We start from the raw sequence: 22,867 nt of genomic DNA on the forward strand, positions 1-22,867 counted from the left end.
CAATCGCGAAAGGCCCGTTTGTCATGACCTTCGATCTGCTTCTCTCCGGCGGCACCGTGCATACCCCCGGCGGCCCCGTTCGTGCCGATGTCGGCGTGACGAACGGCCGGATCGTCGCCATCGGGGCGAAGGGCGATGCGGGGCGGGTGATCGACTGCACCGGGCTCGACATCCTTCCCGGCGTGATCGACAGCCAGGTCCATTTCCGCGAGCCCGGCCTGATGCACAAGGAAGACCTGGCGAGCGGAAGCCGCGCGGCGGTGATGGGCGGCGTGACCGCCGTCTTCGAAATGCCCAATACCAAGCCGAACACCGATTCGGCCGACGCGATCACCGACAAGCTGACCCGCGCCAAGACGATGTATTGCGACCATGCCTTCTATGTCGGCGCGACCAACCACAATGCGCGCGACCTGGCCGAGCTGGAGCGGATGCCGGGCACGGCGGGGGTCAAGATCTTCATGGGCGCCTCGACCGGCGACCTGCTGGTGTCCGAGGATGCGCGGCTGGCCGAGGTGCTCGCCTCGGGCCATCGCCGCGTCGCCATCCATGCCGAGGATGAGGACCGGATGAACGCGCGTGCGGGCGAGCGGATCGAGGGCGATCCGTCGTCGCACCCGGTCTGGCGCGACGACGAAAGCGCGCTGCTCGCCACCCATCGCATCCTGCGGCTGGCGCGCGCGGCCAATCGCCGCATCCACATCCTGCACGTCACCACGCCCGCCGAGCTGGAATATATCGCCAAGCACAAGGACATCGCGACCTGCGAGGTCACGCCGCAGCATCTGACGCTGGCGGGCGAGGAGGCCTATCCGCGGCTCGGCACGCTGGCGCAGATGAACCCGCCAATCCGTTCGGGCGCGCATCGCGACGGGCTGTGGCACTGGCTGAACCAGGGCGTGCCCGACGTCATCGGCTCGGACCATGCGCCGCACACGCTGGAGGAAAAGGCCAAGCCCTATCCGGGCAGCCCCAGCGGGATGCCGGGCGTGCAGACGCTGCTGCCGCTGCTGCTCGACCATGCCGCGAACGGCCGCCTGTCGCTCCAGCGCGTGATCGAGCTGACCAGCGCCGGTGCGCAGCGCATCTTCGGCATCGTCGGCAAGGGGCGGATCGCGGCGGGCTATGACGCCGACTTCACCATCGTCGACCTCAAGAAGCGGTGGACGATCGAGGAAAAGTGGCTTCAGTCCAAGTGCGGCTGGTCGCCCTTCACCGGCATGGAACTGACCGGCAAGCCGATCGGCACGATCGTGCGCGGCCAGGTGGCGATGTGGGAAGACCAGCTGGCCGAGGCCCCGACCGGCCAGCCGATCCGTTTCGAGGCGGTCGATTTCGGATGATCGCGGAGCGCCGGGTGCGTGACATCCGGGTCTATTGCCCGGTCGCGCACCCCACGCTGGCTGCGATGATCGCGGGCGATCCGATGGCGGTCGAGCGCGACGCGACCGCCGCCGCGCTGCTTGCGATCCTGCGGACGCCGCCGCTCGGCGATTTCGGGCGGTATCGCGAGGTGGTGGAACTCGCGCTCGGCTATGAGGGCTTTCGCCCGGCCGAGGGCGCGGTGCCGACTCTGGGAACGGTGGGCGAGGCGAGCTGGTCGCCCACCGTCATCCTGACCGCGATCTATGATGCGGAGGCGGATGTGTCGGGCCTGGCGGAACGGCTGCTCGCCGCGCATCCCTGGGACGTGCCGGTGATCGCGGTCAGCGAACCCTATCGCTTGCTGATGCGCGGATAGGGGCGGGCACGGGCTTCGACTTCGCTCATCCTGAACGGCTGTTGGGGAATCACCCGCTCCGTCCGTTCAGCCTGAGCGAAGTCGAAGGCCAAGGGAATCCCCCAGCCCCGATCAGAACGGCAACCACCGCGCCTTGTGCGTGAAGTTCATATAGCCGACATTGACGCCCGCGCGCCAACCGACGCCCAGCCGCACCGGGATCAGCACGACATTGCCGCGCCGCAAATAGGTCGCGGCGAACCCGCCGACGAAATAGAGCCGCCCCTCGGCCGCCGGGAAGCGGTGGAACAGCTCCTCGGTGTCGTAGAGGTTGTAGACCAGCACGAACACCTTGTTCGCATCGCCGCCAATGTCGAAGCCCAGCGAGGGGCCGGTCCAATAGACCGGCATCTGCCCCTCGACCTTGTGCGTCATCACGCCCGAGCCATAGCGAAGCCCGACGACGAACGCGCCCGATGCCTCGCGCCCCGCGATATAGGCATTGGGGCGGCCCTGCTCGCGCAGGATGCGCTCGATCATCCCCGCCAGGCCCTCGGCGCCCTTGCCGAACACATCCTCGCCCGCGGCCATCAGATCGTCGCGCTCGAAGGTTTCGGAGGCCTGGGTCGTCTGCGTCGCACGCGAATCGGGGATGGGGGTGGTGACTGGGGGCGGAGTGGTGGTCTGGGCGGGGGGCAGGGACTGGACGGGCGGCTCGACCGGCACCGGATCCCGCTGCGCCGGACGCGAGGGCTGGGTCGCCAGGTCGCTGTCGATTCCCTGGTTCGGATCGATGGTCCGGACCTGGGCGACGGCGGGCATGGCGGTCGCGACGACGGCGGACAGGCCGCACAGGACCGACAGACCCAGATGGACGAAACGCATGACCTTCAACTCCCCCGGCAAGCCGATGCGGCACGTTAACCAGCCGCCGCCTTGCAGTGCAATGAACGACCTGAAGGCCCCTAGTCGATTTTCTCCACAAAATCCCGTCCAACCCCGGTTGATTGCCTCCCCCGGCCCCGCTATAGCCGCACCTCGCCGCAACCGGAGACGTGGGTGAGTGGCTGAAACCAACGCTTTGCTAAAGCGTCGTACGGGAAACCGTACCGAGGGTTCGAATCCCTCCGTCTCCGCCATATGCCGCGCTCCCCGATCATGTTCGAAACGCCGTAAGGCCGAACCGTTCTTCACCGCCCTGTCGAGCGGCTGGGACGGCATCTGATCCGTTTCCGGACCTCTGCCGATCGGCGCTTGTGTTGTCCTGTCCTTGCGATCACCCTTGCCGAAACGAACCGGCTTTCGGGACCGGGAGACGAGGGAGGATGAGCTATGAGGATCGCACTCGCGGCGCTGGCGATGGGTATGGCGGGCGTGGCGGCGGCCGGGGCGGCCCAAATCCCGTCGGCCCAGACCCCGTCCGCGCCGACGCCCGCGCCGGTGAAGGAGGATTTCAGACCCTCCTCGCTCAACCAGCCGGGCCAGCTCTATCCGCAGGTCAATTCGCAAGGTTATGCCCGTTTCCGCATCCTCGCCCCCGATGCCAGGGCGGTGAAGGTCAGCCTGGGGCTGGGTGGGCGCGGCGGGACCGTGCTGACAAAAGCGCCCGACGGGTCATGGATGGGCACGTCCGAAGGGCCGCTGGACGAGGGATTCCATTATTACCACCTGACCGTCGATGGCGGCACGTTCAACGATCCGGGGACGCGCAACTTCTACGGGTCGACGCGCTGGGAAAGCGGGATCGAGATTCCGGCGCATGATGCGGACTTCTATGCGCTGAAGAACGTGCCCCATGGCCGGGTCGAGCAGATCCTGTTCGCCTCGCCCAGCACGGGCACGCAGCGGCGCGCCTTCGTCTACACCCCGCCCGGCTATGACCGGAGCGCGGGCGAACGCTGTCCGGTCCTCTATCTCCAGCATGGCTGGGGCGAGGACGAGACCGCCTGGTCCAACCAGGGCCATGCCAACCTCATCATGGACAATCTGATCGCCGCCGGAAAGACGCGGCCGTTCCTTATCGTCATGACCTATGGCATGACTAACGATCTGCGCCCCGGCGGTCCAGGCGGGCTGGCCGCGTTCGATATCCGGCCGTTCCAGACGGTGCTGCTGAACGAGCTGATCCCCTATGTCGACGGGCATTTCCGCACCCTGTCCGACCAACGTCACCGCGCGATGGCGGGGCTGTCCATGGGCGGGTTCGAGACCAAGCTGATCGCCCCCAAACATCTCGACACCTTCGGCGCGATCGGGTTGCTGAGCGGCGGGACCATGTCGATGGAGGATGTGAAGGCGGCACCCGGCTATCGCGACAAGGTGCGGCTGACCTTTGTCAGCTTCGGCAGTCGCGAGCTGGAGGGCGGTCGTACCGGCCCGCCGGGCGGTCCGCGCAGCGATCCGCGCGCCAATGCCGAAGCGTTGAAGAAGGCCGGGCTTAACAGCGTCTTCTTCGTCTCGCCGGATACGGGGCACGAATTCCAGACATGGCGGCGCAGCCTCCACGCCATGGCGCCGCTGCTGTTCCGCGACTGAAGGGGACGGGGTCGGCGGCGGTGATGCGCCGCCGACCTTACGCCATCAGTTGCGCAGGCTGTCGGGCACGACGCCGCCATTTTCGGCGAGCTTGGCCATCACCGCCTTGTGCAGCGCGATATTCTGTTCGGCCGACCCGTCCTGGGCGGCGTGGACGCCCAGTTCGTCGGCCAGTTCCTTGCGCGCCGACAGGCTGGAATCCAAGTCGAGCAGCTTGAGCAGATCGACGATCGAGCTTTGGTAGTTACCACCGCCGCCCTTCATCGACGCCATTTCGGACAGGACCGCACCGACATCGACCGCCTGGGGCGATGCGGGTTCAGGGGCAGGGGTGGCGGCGGCGGCGGCCGGGGCGGGCTGGGTCGGTTCCGCCTGGATCGTGGCGGGTGCCGGGGTGGGAGCGGGGGCAGGCGTCTTGCTGCCATGGTGGAATATCTTGTTCAGGATATTGCCGAAAATGCTCATGACCGAGTTCCTTCGCTGATACGGATGACGGCGATGCCCGCCTCAACGACGAAAAGTGGCGTCCGGGTCCGTCACGGGTCGCTTCCCGGTTGGGAACGTCATCGCCCGACAGACGCTTACACCCCATCTCCCGACGCTTTTTCAGGGGTTTGCCATGACCATTCGTACGACGCTCATCGCCACGACCGCCCTTCTCGCGCTGGCGGGGTGCGGCAAGAAACAGGATGCGACGCCCGCCGACACGACGAACAGCATCGCCGCCGCCAACCAGCTCGACGCCGCGACGCCGACCCCCGCCGCCGTCAGCGCGTCGCAGAGCTTCGTCAACACCGCCGCCGCCAGCGACGCGTTCGAGATCGAAAGCTCGAAGCTGGCGCTGACCAATGGTTCGTCCGCCTCGGTCAAGTCCTATGCCCGCAAGATGATCGAGGCGCACACCGCCTCGACTGCCAAGCTGAAGGCGACCACCGCCACGCTGAGCCCCGCGCTCACCCCCGACCCGGCGCTCAATGCCGAGCAGCAGCAGACGATCGACCAGCTGAAGTCGCTCAACGGCGCGGCGTTCGACCAGGCCTATATCGCCGCGCAGGCGGCCGGGCACCAGCAGACGCTCGATGCGCTGAAGGCCTATGCCGCGACCGGCGACGTGCCCCAGCTGAAGGCCTTCGCCAACGGGCTGATCCCGACCGTCGCGGCGCATCTGAACATGGTGAAGGGCCTGAAGGCCTGATTTAAGGGACAGGGGCGGCGGGCATGCGCGCCGCCCCTTCTCAAAAGGCGAAGCTGACCGTGCCGATCGCGCGACGCGGGTCGCCGATCGCGACGCCATATTGGTTGACCGCCGAGGTGTAATAGGTGCGGTCGAAGATGTTCTTCAGGTTGAACTGGAACGTCACCCGCCGCCCCGCCAGTTGCGTGTCATAGGTGACGAAGGCGTCGGCCACGACATAGGAGGCCAACCAGAAGCTGTTGGCATCGTCCCCCGGCCGCCGCGCGACATAGCGCCCGCCGCCGCCCAGCCTCAGCCGATCCTCGCCCGCGATCGCCCCGACATCATAGGCCGCCGACAGCGACGCGGTATGCGGCGCGACATTGGCGAGCTGGTTGCCCGCGAATGCGGGGTCTTCGACGGTGCGCGCATGGGTATAGGCATAGCTGCCGATCAGGCTGAGCGTGCGCGTCACCTGGCCCGCGACGTCCAGTTCCACCCCGCGCGAGATGGCGCGGCCCGCAGTGCGGTAATCGGTCAGCGCGGTCGCCGGATTGAACTGCGACACCAGCACGTTGCGCTTGTCGATATCGTACAGCGCCAGAGTCGCGGTGACGCGGTCGGGCACGTCCAGCTTGGCCCCGACCTCGAACGAGCGTCCCCGCTCCGGCGCGAAGGCCGAGGTGAGGGTGACGCCGCTGGCCAGCGGCGCGATGGTCGAGGTCGGCTTCAGCGAGCGGGTATAGCCGCCATAGAGCGACAGCGTATCGGTCGCGCGCCAGACCAGCCCGGCCTGGGGCACGAACTCCCAGCGGTCCAGATCGGTGTTGGCGGTGAAGGGCCGCCCGCGCCCCGCCCGCTGGTCGAACCCGACCAGACGCCCGCCCGCTGTCACGATCCAGCGCTCGCCCAGATGGATCGCATCCTGGCCGAACAGCGAATAGTTATACAGCCGGTCGGTCTGGTCGCTGTCGGAGGGCGACACGGTGGTCGGAAAGGGCTCGCGCCCATAGACGGGGCGCAGATAGCTGAAGGTCGTGGCGGTCGCCTGGCGGATCAGGTCGCGGCGGTAATAGCGGCGATATTCGCCCTCCACGCCCAGGATGATCTGGTGCCGCATCCCCAGCGCCTCGACCTAGCCGTCGAGATAGGCTTGGATATAGGCGTCGGTGCTGAGCGAGCCGACCGTGGCGTCGTTCCGGCGGGTCAGCGTGCCGCGCGTCGTGTTGACCGCCGTCACCCGCAACTGTCCGGCATCGTAACGCTCGCTGTTGAAGCTCGCCGCCAGATGCGCCGCCCATGTGCCGCCCAGCCGGTGGTCGAGGGCGAGCTGGACCAGATGGCTGTCGCCGAACATCCGGTTGTTGCGATCGTCCAGCCGCTCGCGACGCGGCACCGCCAGCGGGGTTATGGTGCGGGGATCGAGCACCGTCCCCCGGTCGAAGGGCGTGTCGAACCGGCGATATTCATACCACAGCACCGCCTGGGTATCGCCGCCATACCAGCCGAGCGAGGGCGCGATCAGCGTGTCGCGGCGCTCGCCGAAATTGCGCCAATAATCCTCGTCCTGATGATCGAGCACCAGCCGCCCGGCCAGATTGCCCGCGATCGGCCCGGTCAGGTCGGCCATCGCCTCCAGCCCGGTGCGCGATGCGGCATAGGCCGATCCGGTCAGCGCGACCGCCAGATGCGGGTCGAGCAGCGGCTTCTTCGCGACGGTGTTGATGACCCCGCCGGGGTCCATGATGCCATAGAGCAGCGAGGCGGGGCCCTTCAGCACCTCGACGCTCTGGGTGGCGGCGTTGAAGGCGCGGCCCTGCACCAGCGGCATGCCGTTGCGCATCACCGACCCGTCGCGATTGCCGCCGAAGCCGCGCTTGAGCACCGTGTCCTGCGTCGCGGCCAGCGTATTGCCCTGGGTGATGCCGCTGATATTGGCGAGCGCATCGTCCAGGAAGCGCGGGCGCTGGTCGCGGATCACCTGCGCGGGCACGATATTGACCGCCTGCGGCGTCTCCAGCGGCCCGGCCGAGGAGCGCAGGGTCGAGGCGTCGGGGGTCGGCTTGTAGCGGTCGTCCGCCGCCCTGGGCGCGGGCGAGGCGCGGCCGGTGACGACGATCTCCTGCCCGGTGGTGCCGTCGTCGTCGAGCGTGGCCGCCTGCGCGGAAGCGGCGGTCAGGCCCAGGACCAGCAACCCGCCGGTGATCGTTCGCATAGGATGTCCCCTTTGCGAGCGCCTCATATACTTTTGATAGGGACTCGCAATAGCTACCTGCGCGTGAGGGTGATCCCGTCCGGCCCCTCGCGCACCGACAGGTCGAACAGCGCGCCGATCAGCGTCAGGCTCTCGACCGGGCGGTCCAGCCGGAAGCGGCCGTTGAACGTCTCGTCCGCCAGCGCCGGATCGGCCAGCCGGATGGGGCGGGGGCTGTACCGCCCGATCCGCGCCACCGCATCGCCCAGCCGGATGCGGTCGCCGGTCAGCCAGCGGTCCTGCCACCCCTGATAGCTGGCGGTGTCGAAGCGGTGGAGCGCGATCCGGTCGCGCCCGGCCTCGGCCCAGTAACCGGCGGTGACGACCACCGGCGGCTGCCCCGGCACGGTCAGCCGCACCCGGCCGCGATAGACGCGCAGCTCGCTATGCCCCGCGCCGCGATCGACGCTGAAATTGGTGCCCAGCGCGACCATCTGTCCCTCGGGCGTCGAGACCGCGAAGGGGCGGCTTGCATCGTGGCGCACCTCAAAGCGCGCCGCGCCGCCTTGCAACGTCAGGTCGCGTGCGCCGTCCGAAAAGGCGATGGCGACGCGCGAGGCGGCGTCGAGCGTCATGTCCGATCCGTCGGGCAGCGTGACCCGGCGCTGCTGTCCGACCGCGCTGGCATAGTCTGCGCGCACCGTCCCGCCGGGGGGCAGGGCGTGCCACAGCACCGGCGCGACCGCGACGATGGCCAGCCCGGCGGCGATGCCGATGGCGAAGCGCCGGTTCGCGGGGCGCGCCAGCGCCTGCCAGCGGCGGGGACGGGGGCGGGGCGCCGGGATGGGCGGGCTTGCCCGCTCTGCCTGCTCGACGACATGGAACAGCGCCGGGTCGCCCAGCAGGCGCACCATGCGGGACAGCGCCGCGCGATGCGCGGGCGAGCGGTTCAGCCATGCGCCCAGTTCGGCGCGATCGTCCGGCGACAGCGCGTCCAGCCGGTCGGCCCAGTCCGCCGCCTCTTCGATCAGCCCGTCAGTCATGCGCCCGGCTCCGGGGAAGGGGGCGGATGGGGCCGTCGTCCACGCATCCGGCCAGATCGACCATGGCGCGCACCAGATGCTTCTTCACCGCCTCGACGCTGATGTTCATCTCCTCGGCGATCTGCTGGCGCGACTTGCCCTCCAGATGGCGTTCGACAAAGACCGCGCGGCGCTGCGGCGGCAGGGTGTCCAGCACGGCGCGGAAACGGTCGAAGCGCTGGCGATAGTCCAGCACCTCGTCCGCCAGCGGCAGCGCGCAGGCCAGTTCGGTATCGACCGGGCCATGGTCGGCGACGATACGCCGGGAGCGGTTATGGATGACCGAGTCGGCCACGCGAAAGGCATAGGCGAGCGGCTGTTCGATCACCTGTCTGCGCTCCTGCTCGATGACGCGCATGATCGCCTCCTGCACGATGTCCTCGGCCTGTTCGGGCTCGCGGATCCGCCTGCGGACATAGGTCAGCAGCCGGTCGCGCCCGTCCGCCACCCAGGCGAGCGGCCCGCTCATTCGGTCCCGTCCATGAAGAGCCGGTCGCACCGCATCCGGGGACATTCCCTCGTCGAAAAAACAGGATGCGCCGGCCTCGGGGAAGAGGCCGACGCACCATGATCCGATATCCTGCGCGGGCAGGACATCAAGTGGCGTCAGGGTCAGAAGGTGACCCGCACACCGCCCAGCAGCGTCGTGCCCGAACGCGTCACGACATAGAGCCGCTTGGTGCTGTTGGAATATTGCTTCTCGCGCTGGTTGGTCAGGTTGATGCCGTTCAGCGTCAGCTGGACGTTCTTGGTGAGCGCATAATGCGCCGACATGTCGACATAGACGGTGCCCTCGAACCCGGTCACGTCCTGATCGGGGCCGAGCGACGTCAGCACCGGAGAGGCGCTGAAGATATAGCCGCTGCGGTAATTGGCCGAGACGCGCGCGTCGAACGCCTTGTCCTGGTAATAGAGGGTGGCGTTGGCGTTATACTTGCTCAGCCCCTCCAGCGTCGTCGGGATGCTGCCCGCATAGATTTTGGAATAGTCCAGCCGCGAGTCGACATAGGTGAAGTTCACCGCAGTCCCCAGCCGGTCGAACGGCGCGGGCAGGAACTTGAAGTCGGTCTGGCCCGACAGCTCGACCCCGAACAGGTTCGTCGCCAGCAGGTTCACGGGGCGCGAGAAGCTGTCGATGATCGTCTTGCCGGTGACGCCCGGATAGAGATTGTCGGGCAGCCCGGTCTGCGAATAGGGCACGTCGCTGACCGTCTGGGTCGAGATATAGCCGTCGAGATGCTTGTAGAACAGGGCGGCGGCGACATAGCCGACCGAGCCGAAATACTGCTCGGCCGAGATGTCGAAGTCGTTCGACTTGTAGGGGCGCAGGTTCGGGTTGCCGATCGACACGGTGATGTCGCCATTGTTGTTGCTGACCGACCCGTTGACCGCCAGCGCGCCCAGCGCCGGGCGGTTGATGTTCTGCGACGCGGCGAAGCGCAGCATCAGCCCCGGATTTAGCTCGAAGATCAGGTTCGCGGCGGGCAGCACGCCCTGATATTCGCCGCGCACCGTGACCGGGCCGACGCTGGCCAGCCCGTCCGAGGTGACGGTGGTGCGATAATAGCGCGCCCCGATATTGCCGCGGAAGGGCACGCCGCCCAGCACATGGTTCCAGTCATATTGGACAAAGGCCGCGCCGGTGCGCTCCTCGACCGCGAAGACGCCCAGCTTGCTGGTCAGATATTGGCTGCGGTCGATGCCCAGCGTCTGGAGCATCCTGGGGAAGTCGACGATGGTCCAGTCCTGGCCGGTATAGCCGCCGTAAACCTGCGCATAGCCCGCGACATTGGCGCTGACCTTGCCCGACTGGAACTGGCTGGTCAGGATATTGTCCTGCTCGCCATAATAGCCGGTATTGGCGAAGCGCCGCCACTCGCCGCCGATGCTGATCGTGTCGTCGGGCGAGAATTTATAGTCGAACCGGCCCTTGATGTTGTCGAACGCCGTGTCCTGATAGGTGTTGTTCACGTACAGCCGCTTGGCATGCCAGAAATTGGCGTCGGCCGGGTTGAACTTATAGGTGTTGACAAGCGAATAGGTGCCGCCGCGATAGTCGGAGGTGACGTCGCCGAACCCCTCGACCGTGAACTTGTCGTTGACCGGCATCGAATAGGCCGACCGCTCGACCCCGCCCAGCCAGGTGAAGGTCAGCCCCTCGGCCAGCTCGGCGTCGCCGCTCAGCACCAGCTGCTTGAAGATGTTCTTGGTGTTCTGGATGCGCGTCTCGGTCGATGCCTTGCCGCCCGACACGTCGAGATAGACGACCTCGTTGCGGTCGTTCCACTGGAGCGCGTTGACCCGCGAATTGGGATAGACCACGCCCGCGAACGTCTCGCCGCCGCCCAGCCAGGTCGAGCTGCCGCCGCCGCGCGAGGCCAGGTGCGTCTCGAAACGGTCGCCCTTGAACTGGCCGTAAAGGCCGTCGAGCGTCAGATGCACCTTGTCGGTCGGCGCCCACTGGACCGAGGTGGTCAGCCCGATCCGCTCCTGCTTGCTGTCCCATACCGACAGGCGGTTGCCGCGTGCGAACAACAGGTCGCCCGAGTTGATCTTGGCCTGTTCGGCGGCGGTCAGGCCGCTGATGTTGCTGCCATTCGCCTTGTTGCGGCGCCAGCGATAGGTGTCGAACCCCTCCTCGCGGGTGTTGCGGCGGCTATAGGCGGCCGAGACGAGGATGCCGAAATCGCCCCAGTTCTTGGAGATCAGGCCGGTCAGGCGCGGCTGGAAATCGCGGGTCAGCGTATTGGTGCCGCCCTGCGCCGACATGGCGATCTTGGTGCCTTTGAAGTCGAACGGGCGCGCGGTGTAGAGCCCGACCGTGCCCGCCAGGCCGCCCTCGGTCTGCTTGGCCTGGTACGATTTCTCGACATCGACATGGTTGAACAGTTCGGCGGCGAACAGGTTGAAGTCGAAGGCGCGGTCGCGCGTGGTCTGGCCGCGGCTGTCCTGCGGCGAGTCGACATTGCCCAGCACCTCCATCCCGTCGAGCTGGACGCGGGTGAAGTCGGGGCCCAGGCCGCGCAGGGAGATGCGGCGGCCCTCGCCCGCTTCACGATTGATCGCGACGCCGGGCAGACGCTGGAGCGCTTCGGCCAGGTTCAGGTCGGGAAAGGCGGCGATGTCGCTGGCCGCGATCGAATCCTTGATGATCGACGCGTCGCGCTTGGAATCGCGGGCGGCGGCCAGACTGGTGCGATAGCCGGTGACGACCACCTCGCCCTGCTGGTCCGCCGCCCCGTCCTGCTTCGGCGCGTCCTGCGCGACCGCCGGCTGCACCGCGAACAGCGCGCTCGACGCCAGCAGCAGCGTTCTCTTCGTCCACATCTCGAATAACCCCCCAAGGAATGAAATCACGCGTCCGGCCAAACGGACGGTCGCGGGGAAGACAGGGGTTTCGCGAAAACGGGGACAAGGAAATTTGTAAAAGTTTTAAGACATTTATGGCGTTTTTGTTACGGTTTTTCTACGGATTTGAGAATCGTCTGAACAATCCGAGGGCCATGTCCCCGGTTGCCGGGGAAAAACGTCTTGGGATAGGCGAATGACAACTTCGGCAGGGGACGAGCGGATGCGGACGATGCGAACGGGCTGGGGAATGGCAGCGATCCTGATGCTTGTTCTGGCGATGCCGGGCGGCGCGGTCGCGCGGGAGACGGCGGGCTATCTGGCGGCGGGCGAGGGGCTGGACCTGGCCGCGATCCTTCCCGGCCCGCCCGCACCGGGCAGTCCGCGCGCGCTGGCCGATGCGCGGGTCTTTCGCGACAGCCGGACGCTCGCCGGCACACCGCGCTGGCAACAGGCGACGGCGGACGTGTCGAGCGATCTGGGCGATCGCTTCGCCGGGGCGCTGGGCTTTCGACCGGACTGGAGCAAGCTGCCCGTCACCCGCGCGCTGATCGCGCGGTTCGATGCCGACCGTTCGGCGGCGATCGGCGCGGCCAAGCGGCACTGGCAGTCGCCGCGCCCCTTCATCGGCACCGACCTGCCCATTTGCGAGCCGCGCACCGCCTCGCTGATCGCCAATGGCGATTATCCCTCGGGTCATACCGCACATGGCTGGGGCTTTGCGCTGCTGATGGCGGCGCTGATCCCCGACCGGGCGCAGGCGATCCTGGCGCGCGGGCGCGACTATGGCGACAGCCGCTGGATCTGCGGATCACACAGCCAGAGCGCGGTCGAGGGCGGCTATCTGGCGGCCAGCGCGGTGTTCGCGCGCGAACAGGGCCAGCCCGGATTCCGCCGCGACATGGCGGCGGCGGCCGAGGAGCTGGCGCGCTACCGCCGGGGCCTTACAGCCGCCAGTCGACGCTGAACGCCACGACGCGGCCCTGCTGCGCGCGGACGGTGATGACGCCGTCGCTGGCCCCGGCGCGGATCTCGCCGCCCAGCGCGTCGCCCTGCATCACCGCGATCCGGTCGAGGATATTGGTCGCGCGCAGCCGCAGCGTCAGGACGGGTGTCGCTGCCCAGCTCGCACCCAGATCGACCAGCGCGAAGCCGGGCAGCGCCAGCGTATTGGCATCGTCGGCAAAGCGCCGCCCCATCGCCGAGACATCCCCGTCCAGCGTCCAGCCGGTGCCGGGCAGGGTGGCGCTGGCCGACAGGCTGGCCATCAGACGAGGCACCCGGCGCGGCATCCGGCCGCTCAGGTCGGTGACGACGGGGGGGCCGCCGGTGGCGTCGGCGAAGCGATAATGGCGCAGCCTGGGGTCCTGCCAGGTCAGCGTGCCGCGCAGCGCCAAGCCCGGCCGGGGACTGGCATGGCCGCTGAGCTCCAGCCCCAGCGTGCGCGCGGTCGCGTCATGCTGCCCCACCTGCACCGCGCCGGTCGCGGGATCGAGCGACAGGTCGGGCAGCGCGATGTCGGGAAAGCGGCTGGCGAACAGCGTGGCGTCCAGCCCCGCACCGCCACGCCGCCAGATCAGCCCCAGCTCGGCCTGCTCGACCGACAGGGCGCGGACGGCATCGCCGCTGCCGATGCGGAACGCGCCGGGATCGGGCAGCCGCATCGCACGGGTCGCGCGGGTGAAAAGCCCCAGCCGGTCGGACGCCCGCCAATGCAGCGCCAGCGTCCCCGCCGTCCGCGCGATGCGGGCCCGGCGCCGGTCCCATATCCCCGATCCGATCGCGATCCGGTCATCCGCCAGCGTCGACGGATCGCCGCCATTCACCGTCGTCGCGCGCTCGACCCGTGCGGACAGCGCGGCGCGCTCGTGCCGCAGGCCCCAGTCGAGCCGCCAGCCTGGCGCGAACCGCCATTCGTCGGCGGCATAGAGCGCGACCATGCGCTGGTGCCCGTCGACCGCCTCATAGGTCGATCCCCGGCTCGACAATCCGCCATCGGTCGCGCGGCCCAGCACCCGTCCGGCGGCATCCAGCGCGACGAGATCGAGTAACCGGCCCTGTCCCCGCGCCTCGACCAGCGCACGCGCGACCGCGCGGCGGAAGCGCCAGTCATAGCCGACGCCGTACAGCCCCAGCGTCAGTTCGTGATGCCCCGCCGCCTCCAGCGCGCGCGAATAGGACAGGTCGGCGATCGCTTCGGACAGGCGGACATCGGCAGCGACGGGGTTGAGCGTCACCACCCGGTCGTTGCCGGGCAGCGGTGCGAAGGGGCTGTCGTCGCCGACATGGCGCAAGGCGGCCTGGGCGGTCCCCGGAAAGGCGGCGGCGAGGCGCGGCAACGCCTCGGCGATGGCGCTCGCCGCCGGAATCGCGCTGCCCGAGGAGGACAGTGCATAGCGCGTGGTGCGCGACCGGCGGCCATGCGCACGTAACGCCAGCGTGCCCCCGCCCATATCCTGGGTCAGCGCCAGCGAGGGCATGGTGAGCCGGTTGCGATTGTTCCGCCCCAGCGGCCGCTCGCCCAGCGCGGCGAAGCGCAGGGTCGCCAGCTCGGGGCCGAAGAAGCTGTCCCGGCGCGGATCGAAACCGGGCAGCGGCGCCAGCCCGCCGCCGACATAGCGCATCGGAAAGGACGAGATGTTGAGCGTGTCGTCGGCCAGCCCGCGCCATGCCAGCGTCAGCCGCCCGCCCCGCCAGTCGTGATCGACCCGCGCGCGGATTTGACCGCCGCCCAGCGTCGCGGCGATGCGCCGCACCGTCGGATCGCGCGCCACCGACCCGCCGACGATCGCGCGCCAGCCGGGGGCGATGGGGCCGGTCGCATAGCCTTCCCAGCGGACCAGCCCGTAATCGGTCAGCGTCGCGCGCATCTCGCCGCCGGGCCGCCCGGCGGGGGCGCGGGTACGCATGTTGAGCACGCCGCCCGGCGCGTTGCTGGCAAAGATCGCGGAGGGGCCGCCGCGCACATAATCGACCGTCTCGACCATCAGGTCGGGGCGGACGAACTGGTCGATATCGGTCCAGGGCAGCGTGTCGTGCTGCACCGGCAGGCCGTCCTCCTGCACCGCGATCGCCTGATAGCCGTCGAGCGGGATGCCGCGCACCCGGACGGTGTTCGCCGCGGTTCCCGCCGAGGTGTCGACCCACAGGCCGGGCAGGCCCGACAGCATCTCGGCCAGGCTTTGCGGCGGCCGCCGCGCCAGTTCCACCGCGTCCAGATGCGAGGCGGAATAGCTGCGGTCCAGTTCGCCCTGCACGTCGGTGCCGCGTCGTCCCGACACGATCACCTCCTCGCCGGTCACGGGCGGCGGCGGCGGCGGGGGCGGGGAGGGGGCGCGGCGTGGCGGCGTGACCTTGGGCGGCAGCGGTCGGCTGGCCCGCACCACGATTCCGCCCGGCATCCGGCGACAGGACAGTCCGGCCGGGCGACACCAGCGGTCGAGCGCGCGCGACAGCCGCAGCGTCCCCTTCAGCGCGGGCGCCTGGCGACCGGCCAGGTCGGCGGGCCGAGCGACCAGCGCCTGCCCCGCCTGCCGCGCCAGCCGGTCGAGCCCGGCCGCGACCGTCCCGGCGGGCAGGTCGACGCGCAGCATCGGGTCGTCCTGCCCGGCGGCCAGCACCAGCGCGGCGAGCAGCATCATCGCCGCCCCGCCGCGTCCTGCGCGCCCATCACTGTCCGACCGTCGCCACCCATTCCGCCACCACAGGAGCCGCGCTCTTGCGCGCCGCCGCCCCGGCATCGCCATCGACGGATGCGCGCCGATACCGCGCAAATATGTAGCGCGCATGTCAGTCGCCCCCGACATTCCACGGCTTCGCGAAGATGCCGCTGAACCGATCTGGATCAAGAATCGTTACGCCCGATCATCGATGGAGGACTGGACGTGGCGGGTCAGACAGTGATCGTGACGGGCGCGGAATCGGGCATCGGCGCGGCATGTGCGGAGGCGTTCGGCGCACGGCAGGCGCGGGTGGCGGTGCTCTATTATGCGGATGCCGCCGCCGCCGAAAAGACCGCCGGGGCGGTGCGCGCCGCCGGGGGCGAGGCGATCACCGTCCAGGCGCATGTCGATGACGAGGTCTCGGTCGACCACGCCTTCGCGACCGTCGAACGGCATTGGGGGCCCGCCGATGTGCTGGTCAATTCGGCCGGGCTGAACATGTCGGGCGTAACGGTGCGCGACATGACGCTGGCCCAGTGGCGGCGGCTGCTCGACACCGACCTGACGGGCGCCTTCCTGACCTCGCGCCGGTTCCTGACCGGGCGGGGCGCGGCGAAGGGTGATGCCGCGATCCTGCACATCTCGTCGATCCACGCCTATGCGGTGCGCGCCGGGGGCGCCGATTACTGCGCGGCCAAGGGCGGGCTGTCCAATCTGGTCGAGACGCTGGCGATCGAGGAAGCGCCGCACGGCGTCCGCGTGAACGCGATCGAGCCGGGTATGATCCTGACCCCGATGAACGCGCATGCGCAGGCCGATCCGGTCTATCGCCGAACACTCGAGCAGAATATTCCGATGGGGCGCGCGGGGAATGCCTCGGAAGTGGCCGACCTTGCCGTCTTCCTCGCCTCGGACAAGGCACGCTACATCACCGGCGCACGGATCGTCATCGATGGCGGCCTGTCGCTGATGCAGGCGCTCGGCGCATGATGGCCCCCGACGCGCGGAGCCCGGTCGCCGATCCGCACCGCAAGGACCGGGTGGTCGACGCCCCGCTCGACCTCGACTTCAACGTCAAGCGGATCGAGGATGTGACGCTGTCGGGCCCGCCCGCGCTGATGGCCCGCGACCTGATGAGCCCCTATGTCTGGCGCGAGGCGGACGGGCGATGGGGCATGATGGTCCGCGCGGTGGTCCGTCCGGGCGAGACGCTGACCGATACCGGCGTGATCTGGTCGGGATGGAGCGAGGACGGGCGGCATTTCACCATGCTCGACACCCCCTCGATCGCGCCGGGGCCGGGCGACCATGACGCGGGCGGGGTCGAGGACCCGACCGTCGTGCGCCGCGAGGACGACTATCTCGTCTATTATTCGGGCGTGCTGGCGGACCATTCGCATGGCGAGCTGTCCTATGCCACCGGCCCCGCGCTCGACCGGCTGGCCAAGAGCGGTGTCGCGCTGGCTTCCTCCAAGTCCGAGGGCAATACGAAGGAGGCGACCGTCGACCGCACCGCCGACGGACGCTGGCGGCTGTTCTACGAATATGCCGCCGACCAGGCCTCGCGCATCGGCATGGCGATCGGCGCGGACGTCGCGGGCCCCTGGACCGAACAGCCCACCCCCTTCATGCCGCGCGAGAACAGCTGGGACGACTGGCATCTGTCGACCGGCCCGCTGTTGACCGACGACAAGGCGTGTCCGGTCATGTTCTACAATGGCGCGACGCGCGATGCGCGCTGGCGGATCGGCTGGGTTGCGTTCGACGAACATTATACCCGCGTCGTCGCGCGCGGGATCGAGCCGCTGATCCTGCCGCCGCCCGCCGATGATCGCGGCGCCACCGACATCGCCTTCGCCGCCTCGGTCGTGGTGGCCGAGGATGGCATCTGGCTTTACTATTCGCTGGAGGATCGGCGATTGTCACGGGCGCTCATCCGGCGCAGTTGAGCCGTCTCCCGTCCTTGTTCCCCAGGAAAGCGTATCGATGTCCGCAGATACCGAAGCCTCCGTCGCGCCGAGCATCCATGCCTCGATCGCTCCGGCCCCGGCGCTGCGGCCCGACCGCCCCTATGCGCGGGACGAACTGCTCCACGAGCTGTTCGACGCGACCTGCCGGGACCGGGGCTGGACGACCGCGCTGAAGCTGATCGGCGCGGACGAGGAATTCGGCCGCTCGACCGAATGGACCTATGACATGCTGGCGCAGCGCAGCCTGTCGCTGGCGCACCGGCTCCGCGCGCTGGGGGTGGGCAGGGGCGACCGCGTCGTCCTGTGCCTGCCGCGCGGGCTGGACCAGTATATGGCGATCCTGGGCGTGCTGCGCGCCGGGGCCGCCTATGTGCCCGTCGACTGGGGCTATCCGCAGGACCGCATCGCCTACATCATCGAGGATAGCGGCGCGGCGCTGACCATCACCACGAGCGCGCGGGCGGGGGAGATTCCGGGGCGGACTTTGTGCCTGGACGCCGAATTGGGCGATCTCGCCGCCGAGCCGCCGCTGCCGATGGGGCGCACGGTGACGGAATCGGACCCGCACGACCTGGCCTATATCATCTATACCTCGGGCACGACCGGGCGGCCCAAGGGGGTGATGATCACCCATGCCAATGCCTGCCATCTGGTCCGCTCCGAAAGCGCGATCCTGGCGCTGGAGCCGGGCGACATCGTGTTCGGCGGGTTCAGCCTGGCCTTCGACATGTCGGTCGAGACGATGTGGAGCGCCTTCTTCGTCGGCGCGAAACTGCTCGTCGCGACCGAGGCGCTGGCGTCGAGCGGGCCCGATGTCGCGATCGCGCTGGCCGAGGAAAAGGCGACCGTCTGGCACGTCGTCCCCTCGCTGATCGCGCTGGTCGAGCATCCGGTGCCCACGCTCCGCCTGATCAACATGGGGGGCGAGGCGTGCCCGGCGGACCTGCCGCGTCGCCTCGCGCGGCCGGGCTTGCGGCTGCTCAACACCTATGGCCCGACCGAGACTTCGGTGACCGCGACCTGGACCGAGGTGCAGCCGGGCAAGCGTATCACCATCGGCAAGCCGCTGCCCGGCTATACCGCCTGGATCGTCGACGAGGCGTTGCAACCCGTGGAAGCGGGGCAGGAGGGCGAGCTGGTGATCGGCGGCCCCGGCGTCGGCGTCGGTTACGTCAACCGCCCCGACCTGACCGCCGAGAAATTCACCATGACCCCGTTCGACACCGTGTCGGGCGGGCCGGAGCGCATCTATCGCTCGGGCGATCTCGTCCGGCTGGACGCGGCGGGCGACATCGATTTCGTCGGGCGCATCGACACCCAGGTCAAGATTCGCGGCTTCCGCGTCGAACTGGCCGAGATCGAGGCGGTGATCGGCGAGGCTCCGGGCGTCGCGCAGGCGGTCGTCCATCTGTTCACCGATGCCGACGGCTCCGAATTCCTGGCCGCCTTCCTCGTCGCGCGCGGCGGCGAGACGATCGACATCGCCGATATCAAGGCGCGCGTGACCGAGCGGCTGCCCAATTACATGCGCCCTGCGGCGTACCAGCAACTTGTGGCGCTGCCGACGCTGCCCGCCTCGGGCAAGGTGGACCGCAAGGCGCTGCTCAAGCCCGAGGTGACGGTCGACACCGGTCGCGCCATCGAGGCCCCCGCGACCCCGATGGAGGAACAGCTCCATCGCATCTGGGCCGAAGCCTTCGCGCCGCAGCCGGTATCCGTCACCGACGATCTGTTCGAGGATCTGGGCGGCCACTCGCTGAAGGCCGCACGGCTCGTCTCGGCGGCGCGCAAGGTGCCGGGGCTGGCCGGGCTGTCGCTGGAGGATCTCTACGCCGCGCCGACCATCCGCGCGCTGGCGCTGCGCATCGGCGGGACCGCGCCCGTCGCGGTGGCGACCGAGGCGAGTTTCCACCGCGTCCCCGAATGGCAGCGGATGCTGTGTGTCGCCGCGCAGACCGTCGCGCTGCTGCCCATCTATACCATTGCCGGGCTGCAATGGTTCTTCCCTTACGTCGCCTATACCCATCTGGCGGGGCGGATGAGCCGGATCGACGCGCTGGTCCTCAGCGCGCTATTCTTCACCATCGTCCCCGTCGCCTCGATGCTGTTCTCGATTGCGGCCAAGTGGCTGATCGCCGGGCGGTTCAAGGCGGGCGAGTATCCGCTCTGGGGCTGGACCTATTTCCGCTGGTGGCTGGTGCGCCGGATCATCGCGGTGACGGCGACCCCCTATCTGGCGGGCACCCCGATGATCCGGGGATATTATCGGATGCTCGGCGCCAGGATCGGCAAGCGCGCCTATATCGGCACCGGCATCATCGACACCGCCGACCTGTTTGCGTGCGGCGACGACGCCATCGTCAGCGACCAGGCGGTGCTGGCGACCAGCTCGGTCGAGCGCGGGTTGCTGCGGTTGGGCACGGTCCATCTCGGCGCACGGTCCTTTGTCGGGTCGCAGGCGGTGGTCGGGCGGAATGCGCGGCTGGAGGAGGATGCGATCCTCGACGACATGTCCGCGCTCCCGGCCGAGACGGTGATTCCGGCGCGGCAACGCTGGACCGGATCGCCCGCCGCCTTCGACCAGATAGTGGAGCCCGGCACGGTGCGGACCGCGAAGAGCGGCACGGCGTCGCTGGGGCTGCTGATCGGCGCGCTGCTGCTGCCGATCCTCGCCATCCTGCCCATCGCACCGGGCCTGATCGCGCTGATCGAGCTGGACTGGGCGACGACCGGCTATGGCTATATGCTCGTCTCGCCGCTGCTCGCCGCGACCTATATCGTAATGATGTGCGTGCTGACCGTGTTGGCCAAGCGGTTGCTGCTCGGCCGGGTCGCGCCGGGCGTCTATGACCTGAACAGCGGCTTCTATGTCCGCTACTGGATGGTCAAGCAGATCAACGATCTGGCGCTGCGGCTGCTGCACCCGATCTTCGCGACGCTGTACGTCATCCCCTGGTATCGCGCGCTGGGCGTCAAGGTCGGGCGGCGCGCGGAGATTTCGACCGCCAGCGCGATCATCCCCGACCTGGTCGAGATCGGGCCGGAGAGCTTCATCGCGGACTCAGTTATCTTCGGCGCGGCCAAGATCGGGCACGGCACCATCGAGCTGGCCCATACCAAGATCGGCCGCCGCAGCTTCATCGGCAATTCCGCGCTGCTGCCGACCGGCGCGCAGATCGGCGACGAGGTGTTGATCGGCGTCCTGTCCAAGCCCCCCGCCGACCCCGCGCTCGCGACCGAGGCGGGGAGCACCTGGTTCGGCTCGCCCGCCTTCAAGCTGCCGGTGCGCCAGGTCGCGACGATGTTCGACGAGGGCGCACGCTTCAACCCGTCGCGCGGCCTGATCGCCACGCGTCTGTCGATCGAGGCGATCCGCACCACCCTGTCGCTGACCGCCTTTCTGGTGTTCTTCAGCATGTTGCTCTCGGTGGTCGGCGATCTCGACGATCTGGAGCGCGGCGGGCTGGTCATCGTCTCGACCTTCCCCTTCCTCTATCTGGGCTTTTGCCTGGCCTGCGGGGCGTTTGTGCTGGCGCTGAAATGGCTGGTCGTCGGGCGGTACAAGACGACCACCGCGCCGCTGTGGAGCACCTTTGTCTGGCGGACCGAGCTGGTGACGGCGACCTATGAGAATCTGGCGGTCAGCAACCTGCTCGAACCGTTGCGCGGCACGCCGTGGATCGGGCTCTATCTGCGGCTGATGGGCGCGAAGGTCGGGCGGCGCTGCTATATCGACACCACCGACCTGACCGAGCATGATCTGGTCACGATCGGCGATGATGTCGCGCTGAACGACTATGCCGGGCTCCAGACGCATCTGTTCGAGGACCGGGTGATGAAGGTCGGCGCGATCACCGTCGGCGACCGCGCGACCATCGGCTCGCTGGCGATCGTGCTCTACGATGCCGAGATCGGGGCGGACGCGCAGCTGGGCGACCTGTCGGTGGTGATGAAGGGCGAGACGCTGCCCGACGGCACCAACTGGGAAGGCAGCCCGGCGCGCATCGTCACCGGGGGATGACGCCGCTCTGGCATGACGGCGCGCTGGACGCGTTGGACGCGGATGGCCCGGTGATCTGGCGGACCGAGGATCCGGGGGCGGGGCGGCGAGCGGGGCTGGCCGCGCGGTTGCTCGCCCGGCTCGGCAGCCTCGATCCGCAGGCGGTCATGCTGGCGCGCAGCCCGGCGGGGCAGCCACAGGTCGTGGTCCCGCGCGGCTGGCATCTCGGCCTGTCGGGGCGCGGCGGCCAGTGCCTGATCGGTGCGGCGCGCCGGCCGATCGCGGTCGACCGCGAGCTGATCGAGGAGGCCCCGCCGCTCTGGGACATGCTGACCCCGCTGGAAGCACAGGCGCTGCGCGCCGCGCCGCCGGGTGACCGGTCGCGGCAATGGCTGCGCCGCTGGACGATCAAGGAAGCGCACGCCAAGCTGGTCGGCGCGCCCCGGCGGCTGGCGGCGGAGTCGATCGAGACCCGGCTGATCGATTCGGTCATGGCGACAGCGACCTGTGAGGGCATGTCTCGCTGCTGGAGCCGTGAGGCGGGTGGCGCGTTCGACACCGTGGCTCTTTGGGACGATACGCTATGACCGACCTCGCCGTCCGCCGTTACGAACAGGCCGACTACGCCGCCGTGCTGGCGATCTTCGACGACAATCGGGCGGACTATTTCGGCGCGGGCGACCGCGAATGGCTGGAGGAGACGTTGGACGATCCCGACGGCCCGGCCTTCGTGGTTGTGCTGGACGGGGTGGCGGTGGCGTTCGGCGGCTATGAACTCTGGGAGCATTACAACAAGGCGCTGCTCTATTGGGGCATGGCGGCGCGGCGTTGCCACGGCATGGGGCTGGGCCGGTTGCTGCTGTTCGAGCGGCTGCTCCATATCGCCACCCATGCCGATCCGCCGACCCGCTATGTCACCGTGGACACCTCGCCACGGGTTGCGCCCTTTTTCCAGCGCTGCGGCTTCGAACAGACCGCCGTCTGGCCCGAGGGCTATCGCTCGGGCATGACGATGCACGAATTGCGCTTCGATCTGGCGGAGGTCCCGGCGGCAACGCTGAGGGCATGGCGCGACGCGGCACTGGACAGGGCGCGGCGCCGTCTGGGTAGCGTCGGGGGCTAGTCCGGTGAAGCCCCTCTCCCGGCAGGGGGAGGGGTTGGGGAGGGGCGAGGGCCACGGGC

Annotated in this window: 18 protein-coding genes and 1 tRNA gene; 11 read left to right on the forward strand and 8 right to left on the reverse strand. The window is 68.8% G+C overall.

Annotated features, from left to right (window positions below; translation table 11 throughout):
• Positions 1-23: 23 nt before the first annotated feature.
• Both QE385_RS12955 and QE385_RS12960 read left to right on the forward strand, forming a co-directional pair.
• Positions 24-1,343: a dihydroorotase gene (locus QE385_RS12955; RefSeq protein WP_307102458.1), complete on the forward strand. Its 1,320-nt coding sequence runs from the start codon at positions 24-26 to the stop codon at positions 1,341-1,343.
• Positions 1,344-1,357: 14 nt separating this feature from the next.
• Positions 1,358-1,741, forward strand: coding sequence for a hypothetical protein (locus tag QE385_RS12960; RefSeq protein WP_307102460.1), 384 nt, complete (start codon positions 1,358-1,360; stop codon positions 1,739-1,741).
• A 111-nt stretch (positions 1,742-1,852) separates the two neighbouring features.
• On the opposite strand, the gene QE385_RS12965 is transcribed toward QE385_RS12960, so the two are convergent.
• Entirely contained in the window at positions 1,853-2,605 is a 753-nt protein-coding gene (locus QE385_RS12965) for a DUF1134 domain-containing protein (RefSeq protein ID WP_307102461.1), read from the reverse strand.
• A gap of 164 nt (positions 2,606-2,769) precedes the next feature.
• On the opposite strand from QE385_RS12965, the gene QE385_RS12970 reads away from it, so the two are divergent.
• Positions 2,770-2,859 (forward strand) — tRNA-Ser (locus tag QE385_RS12970).
• Positions 2,860-3,052: 193 nt separating this feature from the next.
• Positions 3,053-4,255, forward strand: a complete 1,203-nt coding sequence (locus tag QE385_RS12975; RefSeq protein ID WP_307102464.1) for an alpha/beta hydrolase-fold protein — start codon at positions 3,053-3,055, stop codon at positions 4,253-4,255.
• A 45-nt stretch (positions 4,256-4,300) separates the two neighbouring features.
• Here the strand turns inward: QE385_RS12975 and QE385_RS12980 are convergent, their stop codons facing one another.
• Entirely contained in the window at positions 4,301-4,720 is a 420-nt protein-coding gene (locus tag QE385_RS12980) for a DUF3597 family protein (protein ID WP_307102467.1), read from the reverse strand.
• Between the two features lie 154 nt (positions 4,721-4,874).
• Between QE385_RS12980 and QE385_RS12985 the strand changes: the two genes are divergently transcribed.
• Positions 4,875-5,450 carry a DUF4142 domain-containing protein gene (locus QE385_RS12985; protein WP_307102469.1) on the forward strand — a complete coding sequence of 192 codons (576 nt, stop codon included), beginning with the start codon at positions 4,875-4,877 and terminating at the stop codon, positions 5,448-5,450.
• Between the two features lie 40 nt (positions 5,451-5,490).
• On the opposite strand, the gene QE385_RS12990 is transcribed toward QE385_RS12985, so the two are convergent.
• The 5 genes from QE385_RS12990 to QE385_RS13010 form a co-directional block, all read right to left on the reverse strand.
• A complete protein-coding gene (locus QE385_RS12990) occupies positions 5,491-6,549 on the reverse strand; it encodes a TonB-dependent siderophore receptor (RefSeq protein WP_307102472.1) in 1,059 nt (352 codons plus the stop codon).
• A gap of 15 nt (positions 6,550-6,564) precedes the next feature.
• Positions 6,565-7,644: a TonB-dependent siderophore receptor gene (locus QE385_RS12995; RefSeq protein WP_307102474.1), complete on the reverse strand. Its 1,080-nt coding sequence runs from the start codon at positions 7,642-7,644 to the stop codon at positions 6,565-6,567.
• Between the two features lie 53 nt (positions 7,645-7,697).
• A complete protein-coding gene (locus tag QE385_RS13000) occupies positions 7,698-8,666 on the reverse strand; it encodes a FecR domain-containing protein (RefSeq protein ID WP_307102476.1) in 969 nt (322 codons plus the stop codon).
• Entirely contained in the window at positions 8,659-9,174 is a 516-nt protein-coding gene (locus tag QE385_RS13005) for an RNA polymerase sigma factor (RefSeq protein ID WP_307102478.1), read from the reverse strand. Before QE385_RS13005 ends, QE385_RS13000 begins: the two co-directional genes overlap by 8 nt.
• A 143-nt stretch (positions 9,175-9,317) precedes the next feature.
• Positions 9,318-12,032 carry a TonB-dependent receptor gene (locus QE385_RS13010; RefSeq protein WP_307102481.1) on the reverse strand — a complete coding sequence of 905 codons (2,715 nt, stop codon included), beginning with the start codon at positions 12,030-12,032 and terminating at the stop codon, positions 9,318-9,320.
• Positions 12,033-12,303: 271 nt separating this feature from the next.
• Here QE385_RS13010 and QE385_RS13015 point away from each other — a divergent pair, with 271 nt between their 5' ends.
• Positions 12,304-13,020 (forward strand): phosphatase PAP2 family protein, encoded by a 717-nt coding sequence (locus tag QE385_RS13015; RefSeq protein ID WP_307102483.1) that lies wholly within the window; start codon positions 12,304-12,306, stop codon positions 13,018-13,020.
• Here the strand turns inward: QE385_RS13015 and QE385_RS13020 are convergent.
• Positions 12,998-15,841 (reverse strand): TonB-dependent receptor, encoded by a 2,844-nt coding sequence (locus tag QE385_RS13020; RefSeq protein WP_307102485.1) that lies wholly within the window; start codon positions 15,839-15,841, stop codon positions 12,998-13,000. The two genes, QE385_RS13015 and QE385_RS13020, sit on opposite strands and share 23 nt — an antisense overlap.
• Positions 15,842-15,937: 96 nt before the next feature.
• On the opposite strand from QE385_RS13020, the gene QE385_RS13025 reads away from it, so the two are divergent.
• The 5 genes from QE385_RS13025 to QE385_RS13045 are packed head-to-tail and all read left to right on the forward strand — an operon-like array spanning position 15,938 to position 22,808.
• Positions 15,938-16,705, forward strand: a complete 768-nt coding sequence (locus QE385_RS13025; RefSeq protein ID WP_307102487.1) for an SDR family oxidoreductase — start codon at positions 15,938-15,940, stop codon at positions 16,703-16,705.
• Positions 16,702-17,664 carry a glycosidase gene (locus QE385_RS13030; protein WP_373424667.1) on the forward strand — a complete coding sequence of 321 codons (963 nt, stop codon included), beginning with the start codon at positions 16,702-16,704 and terminating at the stop codon, positions 17,662-17,664. The genes QE385_RS13025 and QE385_RS13030 overlap by 4 nt, the downstream gene beginning before the upstream one ends.
• A gap of 37 nt (positions 17,665-17,701) precedes the next feature.
• Positions 17,702-21,706 carry a Pls/PosA family non-ribosomal peptide synthetase gene (locus tag QE385_RS13035; protein ID WP_307102488.1) on the forward strand — a complete coding sequence of 1,335 codons (4,005 nt, stop codon included), beginning with the start codon at positions 17,702-17,704 and terminating at the stop codon, positions 21,704-21,706.
• The gene (locus QE385_RS13040) at positions 21,703-22,272 is read left to right on the forward strand and encodes a 4'-phosphopantetheinyl transferase superfamily protein (RefSeq protein WP_307102490.1); all 570 of its coding nucleotides are present in this window, start codon (positions 21,703-21,705) and stop codon (positions 22,270-22,272) included. The genes QE385_RS13035 and QE385_RS13040 overlap by 4 nt, the downstream gene beginning before the upstream one ends.
• Positions 22,269-22,808 carry a GNAT family N-acetyltransferase gene (locus tag QE385_RS13045; RefSeq protein WP_307102492.1) on the forward strand — a complete coding sequence of 180 codons (540 nt, stop codon included), beginning with the start codon at positions 22,269-22,271 and terminating at the stop codon, positions 22,806-22,808. The genes QE385_RS13040 and QE385_RS13045 overlap by 4 nt, the downstream gene beginning before the upstream one ends.
• Positions 22,809-22,867: the final 59 nt, after the last annotated feature.

The organism is Sphingomonas sp. SORGH_AS_0950 (assembly GCF_030818415.1).
In the GTDB taxonomy this organism is placed as follows: domain Bacteria; phylum Pseudomonadota; class Alphaproteobacteria; order Sphingomonadales; family Sphingomonadaceae; genus Sphingomonas.